The following is a 14191-nucleotide window of genomic DNA, read 5'->3' on the forward strand; positions in this document are numbered from 1 at the left end:
GTACGGGAGAGGGCCGCACCCCCGTCGCGGGGTGCGGCCCTCTCGTGTCCCGGCGTACGGCGGCGGCCGTCAGTTCACGCGCAGGGACTCCGTGAACTCCTTGCAGGCGGCGTAGTCGGGCAGCAGGCCCGTCTCGAGGGCCTCCGCCAGCGACGGGGCGGCCTCGTCGCGCGCGGACAGCTGCGGGGTCTGCGCCGGCCAGTCGATGCCCAGATCCGGGTCGAGCGGGTGAACCGAGTGCTCGCCGGTCGGGTTGTACGTCTCCGAGCAGAGGTACGAAAGCGTGGCGTCGTCGGAGAGGGCGCAGAAACCGTGGCCCATGCCCTCGGGGATGTACACCGCGCGGCGATCCACGTCGTCGAGGCGGACGCCCTCCCAGCGGCCGAAGGTCGGGGAGCCGACCCGCAGGTCCACGATGACGTCGAGCACGGCGCCGCGCACGCAGGTCACGTACTTGGCCTGACCGGGCGGCACGTCGGCGAAGTGGATGCCGCGGACCACCCCGCGCGAGGAGACCGAGAGGTTCGCCTGCGCCAGCTTCAGCGGGTGCCCGACGAGCTCGGACAGCCTGTCGAAGCGGTACCACTCGGTGAACAGGCCGCGCGGGTCGCCGTGCAGCTGAGGGGTGATCTCGAGGACGCCCTCGATGGAGAGCTCGCGGAACTTCACTTGGCGGCCTCCTCGTCGAGCAGGTTCAGCAGGTACTGGCCGTAGCCGCTCTTCAGCAGCGGCTGGGCCAGCTCGCGCAGCTGCACGTCGTCGATCAGGCCGGCCCGCCAGGCGGCTTCCTCGATGCAGCCGATCTTGAAGCCCTGGCGCTCCTCGATGACGCGGACGAACTCGGAGGCCTGGACCATCGAGACGAAGGTGCCGGTGTCCAGCCAGGCGGTGCCGCGGTCGAGGATGGTGACGCCCAGCTCGCCGGCCTGGAGGTACGCGTCGTTGACGGCGGTGATCTCCAGCTCGCCGCGGGCGCTGGGCTTGAGCTCGCGGGCTATCCCGACGACGCGGTTGTCGTAGAAGTACAGACCCGGCACCGCGTAGCGGGACTTCGGCTTCTCCGGCTTCTCCTCGATGGAGATGGCCCGGCCGTTCTCGTCGAACTCGACGACGCCGTACGCCGTCGGGTCCGCGACCGGGTACGCGAAGACCCGGCCGCCCTTGGCGTCGGTGTGCTCGGCCAGGCGGGTGCCGAGGCCGCTGCCGTGGAAGATGTTGTCGCCCAGGATGAGGGCCACGGACTCGTCGCCGATGAAGTCGGCGCCCAGCACGAACGCCTGGGCGATGCCCTCGGGGCGCTCCTGGACCGCGTACTCCAGCCGCAGGCCGAACTGGGATCCGTCCCCGAGCAGGCGCTCGAACTGGGGGCGGTCCTCCGGCGTGGTGACGACCAGAATCTCGCTGATTCCGGCCATGACCAGGGTGGAGAGCGGATAGTAGATCATCGGCTTGTCGAAGACGGGGAGCAGCTGCTTCGAGACTGCCCGGGTCAGCGGCCAGAGTCGGGATCCGGTGCCGCCGGCCAAGAGAATTCCACGCATGGCACCAACACTATGCGAGAGCAAGCGGAACGAAGGGCTCCGGGCCGCTGGGGCGGTAGTACAAGCGACTAGACTCTCCGTACTATGCGCATTCTTGTGACCGGCGGCGCCGGCTTCATCGGTTCGGAATTCGTCCGCCAGCAGCTCGGGGCGGATGCATCGGCCCAGATCACGGTGTTCGACAAGCTGACCTACTCCGGTGTCGAGGCCAACCTCGCGCCGGTCGCGGGCCACGCGGGTTACAAGTTCGTCAAGGGCGACATCTGTGACGCCGAGGCCGTCGACGCGGTCATGCCCGGCCACGACGTCGTGGTGCACTTCGCCGCCGAGTCGCACGTGGACCGCTCCATCGCGGGCGCCGGCCCGTTCGTCATGACGAACGTCGTCGGTACGCAGGTCCTGTTGGACGCCGCCCGCAAGCACGGCGTCGGCCGCTTCGTCCACATCTCCACCGACGAGGTGTACGGCTCCATCAACGAGGGCTCCTGGACCGAGGAGTGGCCGCTGGTGCCCAACTCCCCGTACTCCGCCTCGAAGGCCTCCTCCGACCTGCTGGCCCTGGCGTACGCGCGGACCCACGGCATGGACGTCGTGGTGACCCGCTGCTCCAACAACTACGGGCACTACCAGTTCCCGGAGAAGGTCATCCCGCTGTTCGTCACCAACCTGATGGACGGCAGGAAGGTCCCGCTGTACGGCAACGGCGGCAACGTCCGCGACTGGCTGCACGTCTCCGACCACTGCCGCGGCATCGACCTGGCCATGCGCAAGGGCCGCGGCGGCGAGGTCTACAACATCGGCGGCGGCACCGAGCTCACCAACAAGGAGCTCACCGGCGTCCTGCTGGAGGCCGCGGGCCTCGGCTGGGACATGGTCGAGCACGTCGAGGACCGCAAGGGCCACGACCTGCGCTACTCCATCGACATCAGCAAGATCAACGCCGAGCTGGGCTACGCCCCGCAGGTCCGCTTCGAGGACGGCATCGCGCAGACCATCGCCTGGTACCGCGAGAACCGCGCCTGGTGGGAGCAGCTGAAGGACAAGGCAGCGCTGCAGAAGTGACCGCCGCCGACACGAACGCCGACGCCGCCCTCTCCTCCTCCGCCACCGCGGCCGCCGGACGCTGGCTCGTCACCGGCGCCGCGGGCATGCTCGGCCAGGACGTCCTGGCCGTCCTGAAGGACGCCGGGATCGAGGCCGCCGGCCTGCGCCGCGCCGACCTCGACATCACCGACGCGGCGGCGGTCCGCGCCGCCGTCGAGGGTGCCGCCGTGGTGGTGAACTGCGCCGCCTGGACCGACGTGGACGGCGCGGAGACGGCCGAGGAGGCCGCCACCGCCGTCAACGGCACCGGGGTGCGCGTGCTCGCCGCCGCGTGCGCCGACGCCGACGTACGCCTGCTGCACGTCTCCACCGACTACGTGCTGCCCGGGGACGCCTCCGAGCCGTACCGCGAGGACGCGGCCACCGGCCCGGTCAACGCGTACGGCCGCAGCAAGCTGGCCGGCGAGCAGGCCGTCGCCGAACTGCTGCCGCAGGACGGCTACGTGGTCCGCACCGCCTGGCTGTACGGCGAGCACGGGCCGAACTTCGTCGCCACCATGCTGAAGCTGGCCGCGCAGCGCGACACCCTCGACGTGGTCGACGACCAGCACGGGCAGCCGACCTGGTCGTACGCGCTCGCCCGCCGGCTGGTCGAGCTGGGCCTGGCCGCGCTGTCCGGCCGCGCGCCGGGCGGCGTGTACCACGGCACCGCGAGCGGCCGCACCACCTGGTGCGGTCTGGCCCGCGAGAGCTACCGGCTTAGCGGGCTGGACCCGGAGCGGATCCGGCCGACGACGTCCGCCGCGTTCGTCCGGCCGGCCGTGCGCCCGGCGTTCAGCGTGCTCGGGCACGACCGGTGGGCCGAGGCGGGCCTGGCCCCCCTGGCCGACTGGCGCGAGCAACTGGCCGAGGCCCTGGCGACGCCGGGGTTCACCGCGCTGGCCGACGCGGCGTCGGCCCGGAACGGAAGTACGGGATGAAGTCCCTGCTGAGCAGGCTCACCGCGGCGCTGCCGCCGGGCACCGTCGCGGTGGCCGGCGGCACTGTCGTCCTCGGTGCCGCCTCGTACGTCCACCTGGGCGTGGCCGGGCACAGCCTGTCCACCGAGGACATGGCGAACGTCTCCGTCCTGTGGACGATCGTCATGTCGGTCGGCATCGGCGTGTTCTTCCCCGTCGAGCAGGAGCTCACCCGGATCGTCGCCGCCCGCGCGGTCCTCGGCCGGGGCGCCGCCCCCGTGCTGCGCCGGGCCACCGTGATGACCTCCGCGATGCTCGGCGCGACCCTGCTCGTCCTCGGCCTGGCCGCGGGCCCGATCGCGGACCTCCTCTTCCGCGGCGACCGCGGCCTCGTCGCCGCGCTCGCCGGCGCCTTCACCGGCATGGCCGTCTGCTACCTGACCCGCGGGGTCCTGGCCGGCCTCGGCCGGTTCGGTGCGTACGGTCTCCAACTCGCCTTGGACGGCGGGCTGCGGATCGTCCTGGCCTTCGGCTGCGCCCTGGCCGGGCTGGACTCCGCGCTCGCCTTCAGCCTGGTGCTGGCCGTCGCCCCGGTCGCCGCGATGCTGGCCACGCTGCCGGCGCTGCTGCGCGCGGTGGGACCCGGCGAAGGCATCTCCTGGCGGGAGCTGACGGGCGGACTGGGCCTGCTGATCTGCTCGACGCTGCTGTCGCAGGTCGTCGTCAACGCCGCGGTGATGAGCACCAAGCTGCTCGCCCCGGCCGAAAGCGCGCTGATCGCCGCCCTGCTGAGCGCGCTGGTCCTGGCCCGGGTTCCGCTGTTCGTCTTCGGCTCGCTGCAGGCGTCGCTGCTGGGCGGGCTGACGGCCGCGTACACGGCGGGCGACCGGGCCGCCTTCTCGGCGATGCTGCGCCGGATCGGCGTGGTCGTCGGACTGCTCGGACTGCTCGGCGGGGTGCCCGCCACCGCCCTCGGCCCCTGGCTGATCGACGTGCTGTTCGGGGCCGAACCGGTCCTGGGGAGCCTCGACTTCCTCCTGTTGTCCGTCGGCACCGTGGCGTACATGTTCGCGATGGTGCTGGGCCAGGCGCTGATGGTGTTCAAGCGGCACAACCTGCAGCTGATGTGCTGGGCCGTCGGTACCGCCGTCCTGGCCGGCGTCACTTTCGCGCCGGGCGGCGTGGCCCTGCGCGTCATCCTGGCCTACGCTCTCGGCTCCCTCGCCACCGTGCTCGGTATGCTGGCGGTGCTGAGGCTGAGGTTCCCCGGGGCGACCCCGGGCGCGACCGGAGGACCCGGGGGGCAGGGCGCCGAGAGCGTGCCGGTCGCCGGGGCGGTCAGGGAGTGACCATGCCGGCCTCCGATGTCTCACCGATCACCGAGCACGAGCACGTGCCACTTTCCGCTGGAGCTACCGTGTCCCAATACGACGATGTCTGGCTGGTCATACCGGCCTATAACGAGGGCCAGGTGATCGCCGGCGTCGTCGAGGGAGCGCGTGCCACCTTCCCGAACATAGTCGTCGTCGACGACGGCAGCTCCGACGACTCGGCACAGCACGTCGCGACCACCGGCGCCCACCTGGTGCGGCACCCGGTCAACCTCGGCCAGGGCGCGGCCCTGCAGACGGGTCTGAAGTACGCCCTCGCCCAGCCCGGCGCCAAGTACTTCGCGACCTTCGACGCGGACGGCCAGCACCAGACGGCGGACGTCGAGAAGATGGTCGCCGTCCTGCGCGCCGACGAGGCGGACGTGGTGCTCGGCTCCCGCTTCATCGAGCAGAACGGCCAGGTGCCGTGGATCAAGCGGGTCGTGCTCCGCACGGCCGCCGCGGTCAGCCCCACCGCCCGCAAGCTCAAGCTCACCGACGCGCACAACGGGCTGCGCGTCCTCAGCCGCAAGGCGGCCGAGCAGCTCGACATCACCATGAACGGCATGGCGCACGCGTCCGAGATCGTCGGCTTCCTGGCCGCATCCGACCTGCGCGTCGCGGAGGTCCCGGTGGACATCCTCTACACCGACTACTCGCGCGCCAAGGGCCAGTCCCTGATCAACGGCGTCAACATCGTCTTCGACATCACTATGCGGGAGCGTGGCCGCTGATGAAGTACTTCTGGATTCAGCTGCTGCTCATCGCCGGTTCGCTGTCGATGGCCCTGATGTTCATACGCACGTGGGGCCAGGCGAAGAACCGTGCGTGGAAGCGCATCGCGTTCTCGGTGTTCGTCGTCGTCAACGTGTACGCGGTGCTGCGCCCGGGCGACGTCACCTGGGTCGCGCACGCGCTCGGCGTCGGCCGCGGCACCGACCTGGTGCTGTACGTGATGGTGCTGGCGATGGGCTTCCTGACGCTCAACACCTTCCTGCGCTTCCGCTCGCTGGAGAAGAAGATCACCGACCTCGCCCGGACGGTGGCCCTGAGCGAGGGCGCCCGGCACAACGAGGAGCGCCTCGGCGGCGACGCCAAGGCCGGTGCCGAGGCCAAGGCCAAGGCCGACGCCAAGGCCGACGCCAAGGCCGACGCCGAGGCCGGTGCCGACTCCGAGACCGTGAAGGCCTGACACCCGTGGTGACCTTCGACTTCATGCTCCCCTACTACGGGGACGTGCAGCTGATGCAGGACGCCGTCCGCAGCGTCCTGGCCCAGACGGACCCGGACTTCCGCCTCGTCGTGATCGACGACGGCAAGGAGCCGGACGTCCCGGGCTGGTTCGAGTCGCTCCGCGATCCGCGGGTGACGTACCTGCGCAACGAGCAGAACCTCGGCATCACCAAGAACTTCCAGAAGTGCGTCTACCTCTCCGAGTCGGACCACGTCGTCATCATGGGCTGCGACGACCTGCTGCACCCGCGCTACCTGGAGACCGTCCGCGGGATCGTCGAGGCCCACCCGGGCATCGGCATGGTCCAGCCCGGCGTCGAGGTGATCGACGGCGAGGGCAAGGTGTCGTACGGGCTCGCCGACCAGACCAAGCGGCGGCTGTACGCCCCACAGGTGGGGGGCCGGCGGGTGATGGGCGGCGAGGAGCTGGCCGCCAGCGTGCTGCGCGGCAACTGGCTGTACTTCCCGTCGATCTGCTGGCGCGGCGACGCGCTGCGCAAGGTCAACTTCCGTGACGAGTATTCGGTGATCCAGGACCTGGCGCTGGTGGTCGACCTGCTCGAAGCCGGCGAGGAGATGGTGATCGACGAGACGGAGACCGTTTTCAGCTACCGCCGCCACGCGGTCAGCGAGTCCTCCGTCCAGGCGTTCTCCGGTACGCGCTTCACCGAAGCAGAGCGGTACTTCAGCGCCGTGGCCGACCGCATGGACGCCCGCGGCTGGAGCAGGGCCGCCAAGGCGGCCCGGTTCCACAGCGCCTCCCGCCTCCATGCGATCACCATGCTGCCCGGCGCCCTGCGCCGCGGGAACCGAGAGGGGCTGCGCACGCTCGCACGGCACGCCTTCACCTCCGGCCGGCGAGCCGACTGACCCGGCGTTCACCACAGACCGCGGCCGCGCTGTCATGCGGCCGGCGGTGCCGCCCGCGACCGATTTGGATGGACATGACACACCTGGCCCCCGAGGTAGTCGGTGAGCCCGGTACATCGCACGGCCGCCCCGGTGCCGCCTCCGGCACCGGGCCCACGACCGGCAAGGCAGTCGAGTCAGGCGCGAAACCCCGCCGCGGGTGGGTGTCCCGGCGCTGGGGGCACGCCACCGCCGAGGTCGCCGTCAGTCTGGCGGTCGCCCTCGGTTTCATGCTGCTGAGCCGTTACGTCAGCGTCAACCCCCTGGTCCGCCTCGGCCAGGTCAGCGCCCTGGCGGCCCTCCAGAAGTACGCGGCCCTCGTCGGCCTCCCGCTGCTCGCGCTGCTGCTGTACACCGCCTACCGGGGCACGGCCCGCCGCCACGGGGTCGTCAAGCGCCTGGTCTGTGCGGCCCTGGCGGGCCTGGCCACCGGCGTGATCGCGGGCGGTGTGGTCGTCGCCCTGCGCGGCACGCCGCACCCGCTCGGCGGCCAGGAGGGCGACCCGGGCGTCCTGATCGACATGGCCAACTCGTTCCTGCACCACGAGGGGATGTCGGGCATCTACCCGCCCGCCTTCCCGGCCCTGATGGCCCTCTGGGCGAAGATCCGTTACAACGGCCGCGGCGAGACCGGCTTCGCCCTGCACGACCTGCAGATCTTCTTCACCGCCGTGGCCGGCCCGATGGCGTACTGCTCCTGGCGGCTGCTGCTGCGGCCCTTCTGGGCGATGCTGATCGCCGTCCCCGCCGCCATCCTCTTCCTCGACCCGATCCGGCCGTACAGCCACGTCGTCATGATCCTGCTGCTGCCGCTGCTCGGCTACTGGCTGCGCCACATGCGCCGGGCCGGCCGGCTCCCCCAGCGGAAGCTGCTGCTGCGCGGCGCCGCCGCCGGCGTGATCTTCGGCGCGCTGTTCCTCTGGTACTCCGGCTGGTACATCTGGGCCGCTCCCGGCGCGGCCGTGCTCGCGCTGTTCCTGTTCCCCTGGTACAAGGGCGCGGACGTCAGGAAACGGGCCGGCCTGTTCATAGGGACCACGATCCTGACGGCCGGCATCGTCGGCGCCCCGCTGCTGTACCAGATGGTCCGGCTGGGCGCGCAGAACCCCGACCGCTATGCCTTCCTGTCCGTCTACGCGGATCCGGGCTACGTCCTCGGCTGGGTATCGGACCGGTCCGGGACCCTGAACTACCAGACCTGGCCGGTGGCCGGCGAGATGGCGGGCCAGAGCGGCTTCGCCCTGCTCCTGTTGTTCGGGGTGGGCCTCGGCCTGGGCCTGGGCCTGCGCCACGTCATGGTCCGCACCGCGGGGGCCGTCCTGGCGGGCGCCTGGTTCGCCCGCTTCTGGTTCGCCTCGAACATGGCCCAGGACAAGGCCGTACAGCTCTACCCGCGCACCACCTGGATCATCATGTACTGCCTGATGATCCTGGCCGTTTTCGGCTTGATGTCGGCGGTGCACCGCGGCTCCGGGTGGATCGAGCGCACCCTGCGCGCGGCCCGGGCCGGTGCCGTCGGCGGCGCGGGGGCCGGGCGGGTCATCCCACGGCGCGTGGTGCGCCAGCTCGCCGCCGGCATGGTGTGCGTGCTCGCCCTGTTCGGCGCCATGGGGTCGTCCTGGTCGGTCAACCGGTACATGCCCTCGTCCGACGTCGACTCGATGGGCATCGACGCGTACCGTGCCCACACCATCAAGACGCGGGACGGCCGCTGCCCGCGGTTCTCGCCCGTCAAGCAGTGCGACGAGATCGAGAAGGACGACTGGAAGCCCGGTCCGATCGAGGACTTCATCTGGTGCGCGGGCATCGTCGCCGAGGACTGGCCCTCGGTCTGCGGGCTGAAGGCCCCCGGCAAGGTGCGCTCCAGGGTGGACATCGAGCGGGACCGGCAGGCGGAGTTCGAGAGGCAGAAGAACAAGGCCGAGCAGAACAAGGCCGAGCAGAACAAGACGAAGCCATAGGGGAGCCGTCCCACTCTGCCGGCCGGGCTGTCAGTACCCGTCAGTAGCATTCGCCCCGACAGGTGTCGGATCACCGGGGCGGCCAGGGCCGCGGGGCGGGGAAGGCGGACGTGGAACCGAATCATGTGCGGGGGACCGCCCTGGCGGTCCCCGGCATCCGGGGCATACGCGCCCACCGGGTGCGCACGGCGGCCGCCCTGACCGCGGCCACGGCTTCCTCGTCTTCCTCGTCGACAAGCGCGGACGATCCGGCGCGGTCGAAGGCCGCCACCGTCAACGGCAGGGCGGACCGGCCTGGCGACAGGCTCACGAAGTCCGAGCTGCCGGTCGACGGCGCCCCCGTCGCGACGGTGCCGGCACCGCCCGCACGGCGCAGACCGTGCCGCCCCTCGGCAGCCACCGGGTCGAGGCCAGGGCCACGGCCGTCGGCGGCACCACGTCGGCCACGCTCCCGGTCGGCGTCATCGCGGAGGGCCGGCGGGCGAGTTCCGCCTCCGGGGGCCCCGAAAGCCCCGGCGTAGGGCATGACCGCGGCCCACCCGGAGGCCGACTCCTGCACCAACGGAACCCCGTCGGCGGGGCCTCCCGGCAACGGGGCGGCCCCGCCGTGCTGCGCAAGGACGTACACATGGGCGACAACAGCAACAGCAACAGCAACGGCAACGGCAACGGCAACGGCAAGGACGACAGGGCGGGCGTCTCCGACGAGGAGTGGGCCCGGTTCCTGGAGCAGGCCGAGGCGGGCATGGCCACCGCGCCCAAGGAACCCTCCGCCCGGGCCCGCGAGGTCACGGCCCGGCTGCGCCGCGAGGAGGAGCAGCGGGCCAAGGCGTCGAAGAAGAGGGGCAGGAAGGGCGGGGCCCGGCCCGGGGACCCGCCCGGCTGGCGCACCGGCCCGGCCTGGCAGGAGCTCCAGGCCCGGGGGAGGGGCCGGCGGCGCCTCAAGGCGGGGCTGGCCATCGCGGCCATCGCCGCCCTCGCGCTGGTCGCCCTGCGGCCGGAGCTCGTCATCGACCGCCTCACCGGCAAGGCCGCACAGCGAGAGGCGGAGGCGGCCCGGGGGCCGCTGCCCGCCGAGACGGTCCGCCCCGGCGCCGCGCCGACCGAGACCCTCCCCGACCGGCCGACGCTGCGGGAGCCCTTCCGGGGTTCCCCGGCCGTGCAGTGGGCCGACGGGGCCGCCGGCATCGAGGTGCCGGAGGCGCGGGCTCTGAACGGGGTGTCGAAGGAGTACGTCGCCGAGGGCTTGGCCCGCACCAAGCGGTTCCTGGTCGCGGCCAACCTCGATCCGGCGACCCTGCGGGGCGAGCGGCCCCAGCCGGCGCTGGACCTGATCGACCCGGCCCAGGACGAGCTCGTCGCCCTGGTGGAGCGGTCGCTGGCGAAGCCGGACCGGGACAGCGACCCGCTGAACCTGTTCACCCGGTTCAAGGCCGCCGAGATACGGCCCGCCGGGGACGCGGTGAAGGTCCGCGGCCGGATGGAGCTGGAGCCCGGAGACGGGCCGGGCCTCGTGGACGTGGTCGTCGACTACACCTTCGTGTACCCGGTGGTCGAGGCGCGGGCGGGCGCGGAGGAGGTCACGCGTTCGATCGTCCGCAGGCAGATGGAATTCACCATCGCCGACCCGGTGCGCTGGCGGGTCAAGCCCGGAACGCTGCAGCTCGGGCCGTACGCGACCGACACGGCGAACACCTCGTGCGACCGGTGGGACGGGTACCTGCACCCCGAGTTCTCCGGGCGGCCGGCCACCGGCCCCACCCCGTCCGGGACCCCGCAGGACCCGTACGACCGCAGCAAGGACGTACGGAGCGGCCGGGGGGAGGGCTGCACCGTGGCCTCACGGCTCTGACCGGCCCGCTCACGCAGCCGCGCGGCCCGGGGGAGCGCCCGGGACCCGTCCCGGGCGCCGGCCGCGTGGCGCGGTTTGACCGCTCACCGGGGAGGGGTATTCTCTTCCGCCCGATTGGCCAGGTACACGCCTCGTATGGCAGACTACTCAAGTTGCTCGGCTGAGTGTCGATGCTGCGCGCCTCCCGCCGGGAGGACCGGAAGCGAGTCCCACAGTACTCGTCGCCTTTATCTGCCTCTCGGGGCAGCAATGGGGCGGACGTACGGGAATCTTCCGGGAAGCGTCAGCACGGTGCCGGCCAGGCGCTCGGTGGGTGTTTCTCCCCCGAAACGCGGTCCAGGGACCGCACCCCCTGAACAAGGGAATTTCCGTATGGGAATTTTCTGAGAGGGAGTGCGACACGCCCGACCGCGTGGGTCGGAGAGAAGCGGTGGAGGGATCCACAGCCGGCCGAGGGCCAGAGCGTTTCCACAAGAGACAGGACTACGGAGTAGCCATGGCGGGACAGAAGATCCGCATCCGGCTCAAGGCCTACGACCACGAGGTCATCGACTCCTCGGCGAAGAAGATCGTCGAGACGGTGACCCGCACTGGTGCGTCGGTCGCGGGCCCGGTGCCGCTGCCCACTGAGAAGAACGTGTACTGCGTCATCAAGTCGCCGCACAAGTACAAGGACTCGCGCGAGCACTTCGAGATGCGCACGCACAAGCGCCTGATCGACATCCTCGACCCGACGCCCAAGACCGTTGACTCGCTGATGCGCCTGGACCTTCCGGCCGGCGTCGACATCGAGATCAAGCTCTGAGAGGCGTCGAGAAGATGGCAAAGCAGATCAAGGGCGTCCTGGGCGAGAAGCTCGGCATGACCCAGGTCTGGGACGAGAACAACCGTGTCGTCCCGGTCACCGTCGTCAAGGCCGGTCCCTGCGTCGTCACCCAGGTCCGTACCAACGACACCGACGGCTACGAGTCGGTCCAGATCGCCTTCGGCGAGATCGACCCGCGCAAGGTGAACAAGCCCCTCAAGGGCCACTTCGCCAAGGCCGACGTCACCCCCCGCCGCCACCTGGTGGAGCTCCGCACCTCCGACGCCGCCGAGTACACGCTCGGCCAGGAGATCACCGCGGCCGTGTTCGAGTCCGGCGTCAAGGTTGACGTCACGGGCAACAGCAAGGGCAAGGGCTTCGCCGGTGTCATGAAGCGCCACAACTTCCGGGGCCTCGGCGCCGGTCACGGTGTGCAGCGCAAGCACCGCTCCCCCGGTTCGATCGGTGGCTGCGCCACCCCTGGGCGCGTCTTCAAGGGCGTGCGCATGGCTGGTCGTATGGGCAACGAGCGCGTCACCACCCAGAACCTGACCATCCACGCGGTGGACGCGGAGAAGGGTCTGCTCCTCATCAAGGGTGCGGTCCCCGGTCCGAACGGCGGCCTCGTCCTGGTCCGTACCGCGGCCAAGGGGGCTTGAGGTTAATGAGCACCATTGACATCCTTTCGCCGGCAGGCGACAAGGCCGGTACCGTCGAGCTCCCCGCGGAGATCTTCGACGCGAAGACCAGCGTTCCGCTGATCCACCAGGTCGTCGTCGCGCAGCTGGCAGCGGCCCGTCAGGGCACGCACAAGACCAAGACCCGTGGCGAAGTCCGTGGTGGTGGCAAGAAGCCTTACCGCCAGAAGGGCACCGGCCGCGCCCGTCAGGGTTCGACCCGCGCTCCGCAGTTCGCCGGCGGTGGCGTCGTCCACGGCCCCGTGCCGCGTGACTACTCGCAGCGGACCCCGAAGAAGATGAAGGCCGCCGCCCTCCGCGGTGCCCTCTCGGACCGTGCGCGTCACTCCCGCATCCACGTCGTCACCGGCGTGGTCGAGGGTGCCGTCTCCACGAAGGCCGCCAAGACGCTGTTCGGCAAGATCACGGAGCGCAAGAACCTGCTCCTGGTCGTCGAGCGTGCCGACGAGGCCGCGTGGCTGTCCGCCCGCAACCTGCCCCAGGTGCACATCCTGGAGCCGGGCCAGCTGAACACGTACGACGTGATCGTCTCCGACGACGTGGTCTTCACCCAGGCCGCGCTGGAGTCCTTCGTGTCTGGCCCCAAGGCCGATGAGACCGAAGGGAGCGACGCCTGATGTCCGAGGCGACCGTTACCAGCAAGACCTTCACCGACCCGCGCGACCTGCTGATCAAGCCGGTTGTCTCGGAGAAGAGCTACGCGCTGCTGGACGAGAACAAGTACACGTTCATCGTCGCGCCCGGCGCCAACAAGACCCAGATCAAGCAGGCCGTCGAGGCGGTCTTCTCGGTCAAGGTCACCGGGGTCAACACGATCAACCGGCAGGGTAAGCGCAAGCGCACCAAGACCGGTTTCGGCAAGCGTGCTGACACGAAGCGCGCCATCGTGACCCTCGCTGAGGGCGACCGTATCGACATCTTCGGCGGCCAGGCCTCCTAACGGAGTCCTGAGTCGTCCGGAATCGGACGAGGACTGAGAAATGGGTATCCGCAAGTACAAGCCGACGACCCCGGGCCGTCGTGGCTCCAGCGTCGCCGACTTTGTCGAGATCACGCGGTCCACGCCGGAGAAGTCGCTGGTCCGCCCCCTGCACAGCAAGGGCGGCCGTAACAACACCGGTCGTGTGACCGTTCGCCACCAGGGCGGTGGCCACAAGCGCGCCTACCGCGTGATCGACTTCCGTCGTCACGACAAGGACGGCGTGCCGGCCAAGGTCGCGCACATCGAGTACGACCCCAACCGCACCGCGCGCATCGCGCTGCTGCACTACGCCGACGGCGAGAAGCGCTACATCATCGCGCCGCGCGGTCTGCAGCAGGGCGACCGGATTGAGAACGGCCCGACGGCCGACATCAAGCCCGGCAACAACCTGGCGCTCCGCAACATCCCGGTCGGTACGACCATCCACGCCATCGAGCTGCGTCCCGGCGGCGGTGCGAAGTTCGCCCGCTCCGCGGGTGCCTCCGTGCAGCTGCTGGCGAAGGAGGGCGTGATGGCCCACCTTCGTATGCCGTCCGGTGAGATCCGTCTCGTCGACGCGCGCTGCCGCGCCACCGTCGGCGAGGTCGGCAACGCCGAGCAGTCGAACATCAACTGGGGCAAGGCCGGCCGCATGCGCTGGAAGGGCGTCCGCCCGACCGTCCGCGGTGTCGCGATGAACCCGGTTGACCACCCGCACGGTGGTGGTGAGGGCAAGACCTCCGGTGGTCGCCACCCGGTCTCCCCGTGGGGTCAGAAGGAGGGTCGTACTCGTTCGCCGAAGAAGGCTTCGAACAAGTACATCGTCCGCCGCCGCAAGACGAACAAGAAGCGCTAGGA

15 protein-coding genes are annotated in these 14191 nt (G+C 70.7%); 13 read left to right on the forward strand and 2 right to left on the reverse strand.

The annotated features are described in order from the left end of the window. Window positions 1-69 precede the first annotated feature (69 nt). The gene (gene rfbC / locus HYE82_RS08295) at window positions 70-669 is read right to left on the reverse strand and encodes a dTDP-4-dehydrorhamnose 3,5-epimerase (RefSeq protein WP_179173301.1); all 600 of its coding nucleotides are present in this window, start codon (window positions 667-669) and stop codon (window positions 70-72) included. Next, the gene (gene rfbA, locus HYE82_RS08300; RefSeq protein ID WP_179173302.1) at window positions 666-1541 is read right to left on the reverse strand and encodes a glucose-1-phosphate thymidylyltransferase RfbA; all 876 of its coding nucleotides are present in this window, start codon (window positions 1539-1541) and stop codon (window positions 666-668) included. Before rfbA ends, rfbC begins: the two co-directional genes overlap by 4 nt. An 84-nt stretch (window positions 1542-1625) precedes the next feature. Here rfbA and rfbB point away from each other — a divergent pair, with 84 nt between their 5' ends. The 13 genes from rfbB (at window position 1626) to rplB (ending at window position 14189) form a co-directional block, all read left to right on the forward strand. Continuing rightward, the gene (gene rfbB, locus HYE82_RS08305) at window positions 1626-2603 is read left to right on the forward strand and encodes a dTDP-glucose 4,6-dehydratase (protein WP_179173303.1); all 978 of its coding nucleotides are present in this window, start codon (window positions 1626-1628) and stop codon (window positions 2601-2603) included. Next, on the forward strand, window positions 2600-3565 hold the full coding sequence (gene rfbD, locus HYE82_RS08310; RefSeq protein ID WP_309144236.1) for a dTDP-4-dehydrorhamnose reductase: 966 nt from the start codon (window positions 2600-2602) through the stop codon (window positions 3563-3565). The genes rfbB and rfbD overlap by 4 nt, the downstream gene beginning before the upstream one ends. Next, on the forward strand, window positions 3562-4893 hold the full coding sequence (locus HYE82_RS08315) for a lipopolysaccharide biosynthesis protein (RefSeq protein WP_179173304.1): 1332 nt from the start codon (window positions 3562-3564) through the stop codon (window positions 4891-4893). The genes rfbD and HYE82_RS08315 overlap by 4 nt, the downstream gene beginning before the upstream one ends. Window positions 4894-4961: 68 nt before the next feature. After that, on the forward strand, window positions 4962-5648 hold the full coding sequence (locus tag HYE82_RS08320) for a glycosyltransferase family 2 protein (RefSeq protein WP_309144237.1): 687 nt from the start codon (window positions 4962-4964) through the stop codon (window positions 5646-5648). Further along, window positions 5648-6106 carry a DUF2304 domain-containing protein gene (locus tag HYE82_RS08325; protein WP_179173306.1) on the forward strand — a complete coding sequence of 153 codons (459 nt, stop codon included), beginning with the start codon at window positions 5648-5650 and terminating at the stop codon, window positions 6104-6106. The genes HYE82_RS08320 and HYE82_RS08325 overlap by 1 nt, the downstream gene beginning before the upstream one ends. A gap of 5 nt (window positions 6107-6111) precedes the next feature. Beyond that, window positions 6112-7017 carry a glycosyltransferase family 2 protein gene (locus tag HYE82_RS08330; protein ID WP_179173307.1) on the forward strand — a complete coding sequence of 302 codons (906 nt, stop codon included), beginning with the start codon at window positions 6112-6114 and terminating at the stop codon, window positions 7015-7017. 203 nt (window positions 7018-7220) lie between these two features. Continuing rightward, window positions 7221-9017: a hypothetical protein gene (locus HYE82_RS08335; RefSeq protein ID WP_179173308.1), complete on the forward strand. Its 1797-nt coding sequence runs from the start codon at window positions 7221-7223 to the stop codon at window positions 9015-9017. 628 nt (window positions 9018-9645) lie between these two features. Further along, window positions 9646-10869 (forward strand): hypothetical protein, encoded by a 1224-nt coding sequence (locus HYE82_RS08340; protein WP_179173309.1) that lies wholly within the window; start codon window positions 9646-9648, stop codon window positions 10867-10869. Between the two features lie 496 nt (window positions 10870-11365). Beyond that, window positions 11366-11674: a 30S ribosomal protein S10 gene (rpsJ, locus tag HYE82_RS08345; RefSeq protein WP_003948644.1), complete on the forward strand. Its 309-nt coding sequence runs from the start codon at window positions 11366-11368 to the stop codon at window positions 11672-11674. Window positions 11675-11688: 14 nt separating this feature from the next. Beyond that, window positions 11689-12333: a 50S ribosomal protein L3 gene (gene rplC, locus HYE82_RS08350; RefSeq protein WP_114053734.1), complete on the forward strand. Its 645-nt coding sequence runs from the start codon at window positions 11689-11691 to the stop codon at window positions 12331-12333. 5 nt (window positions 12334-12338) lie between these two features. Further along, a complete protein-coding gene (rplD, locus tag HYE82_RS08355; protein WP_125540845.1) occupies window positions 12339-12989 on the forward strand; it encodes a 50S ribosomal protein L4 in 651 nt (216 codons plus the stop codon). After that, the gene (gene rplW, locus HYE82_RS08360) at window positions 12989-13312 is read left to right on the forward strand and encodes a 50S ribosomal protein L23 (RefSeq protein ID WP_030298212.1); all 324 of its coding nucleotides are present in this window, start codon (window positions 12989-12991) and stop codon (window positions 13310-13312) included. Before rplD ends, rplW begins: the two co-directional genes overlap by 1 nt. A gap of 40 nt (window positions 13313-13352) precedes the next feature. Continuing rightward, window positions 13353-14189, forward strand: a complete 837-nt coding sequence (gene rplB, locus HYE82_RS08365) for a 50S ribosomal protein L2 (RefSeq protein WP_045945287.1) — start codon at window positions 13353-13355, stop codon at window positions 14187-14189. Window positions 14190-14191 lie beyond the last annotated feature (2 nt).

The organism is Streptomyces sp. BR123 (genome assembly GCF_013401435.1).
GTDB lineage: Bacteria > Actinomycetota > Actinomycetes > Streptomycetales > Streptomycetaceae > Streptomyces.

What these genes read in the sequence shown, in the direction of transcription:
- rfbA (WP_179173302.1), bottom strand. Translation starts at nt 1,541, where the DNA reads ATGCGTGGAATTCTCTTGGCCGGCGGCACCGGATCCCGACTCTGGCCG.
- rfbB (WP_179173303.1), top strand. Translation starts at nt 1,626, where the DNA reads ATGCGCATTCTTGTGACCGGCGGCGCCGGCTTCATCGGTTCGGAATTC.
- HYE82_RS08315 (WP_179173304.1), top strand. Translation starts at nt 3,562, where the DNA reads ATGAAGTCCCTGCTGAGCAGGCTCACCGCGGCGCTGCCGCCGGGCACC.
- HYE82_RS08325 (WP_179173306.1), top strand. Translation starts at nt 5,648, where the DNA reads ATGAAGTACTTCTGGATTCAGCTGCTGCTCATCGCCGGTTCGCTGTCG.
- HYE82_RS08340 (WP_179173309.1), top strand. Translation starts at nt 9,646, where the DNA reads ATGGGCGACAACAGCAACAGCAACAGCAACGGCAACGGCAACGGCAAC.
- rpsJ (WP_003948644.1), top strand. Translation starts at nt 11,366, where the DNA reads ATGGCGGGACAGAAGATCCGCATCCGGCTCAAGGCCTACGACCACGAG.
- rplC (WP_114053734.1), top strand. Translation starts at nt 11,689, where the DNA reads ATGGCAAAGCAGATCAAGGGCGTCCTGGGCGAGAAGCTCGGCATGACC.
- rplD (WP_125540845.1), top strand. Translation starts at nt 12,339, where the DNA reads ATGAGCACCATTGACATCCTTTCGCCGGCAGGCGACAAGGCCGGTACC.
- rplW (WP_030298212.1), top strand. Translation starts at nt 12,989, where the DNA reads ATGTCCGAGGCGACCGTTACCAGCAAGACCTTCACCGACCCGCGCGAC.
- rplB (WP_045945287.1), top strand. Translation starts at nt 13,353, where the DNA reads ATGGGTATCCGCAAGTACAAGCCGACGACCCCGGGCCGTCGTGGCTCC.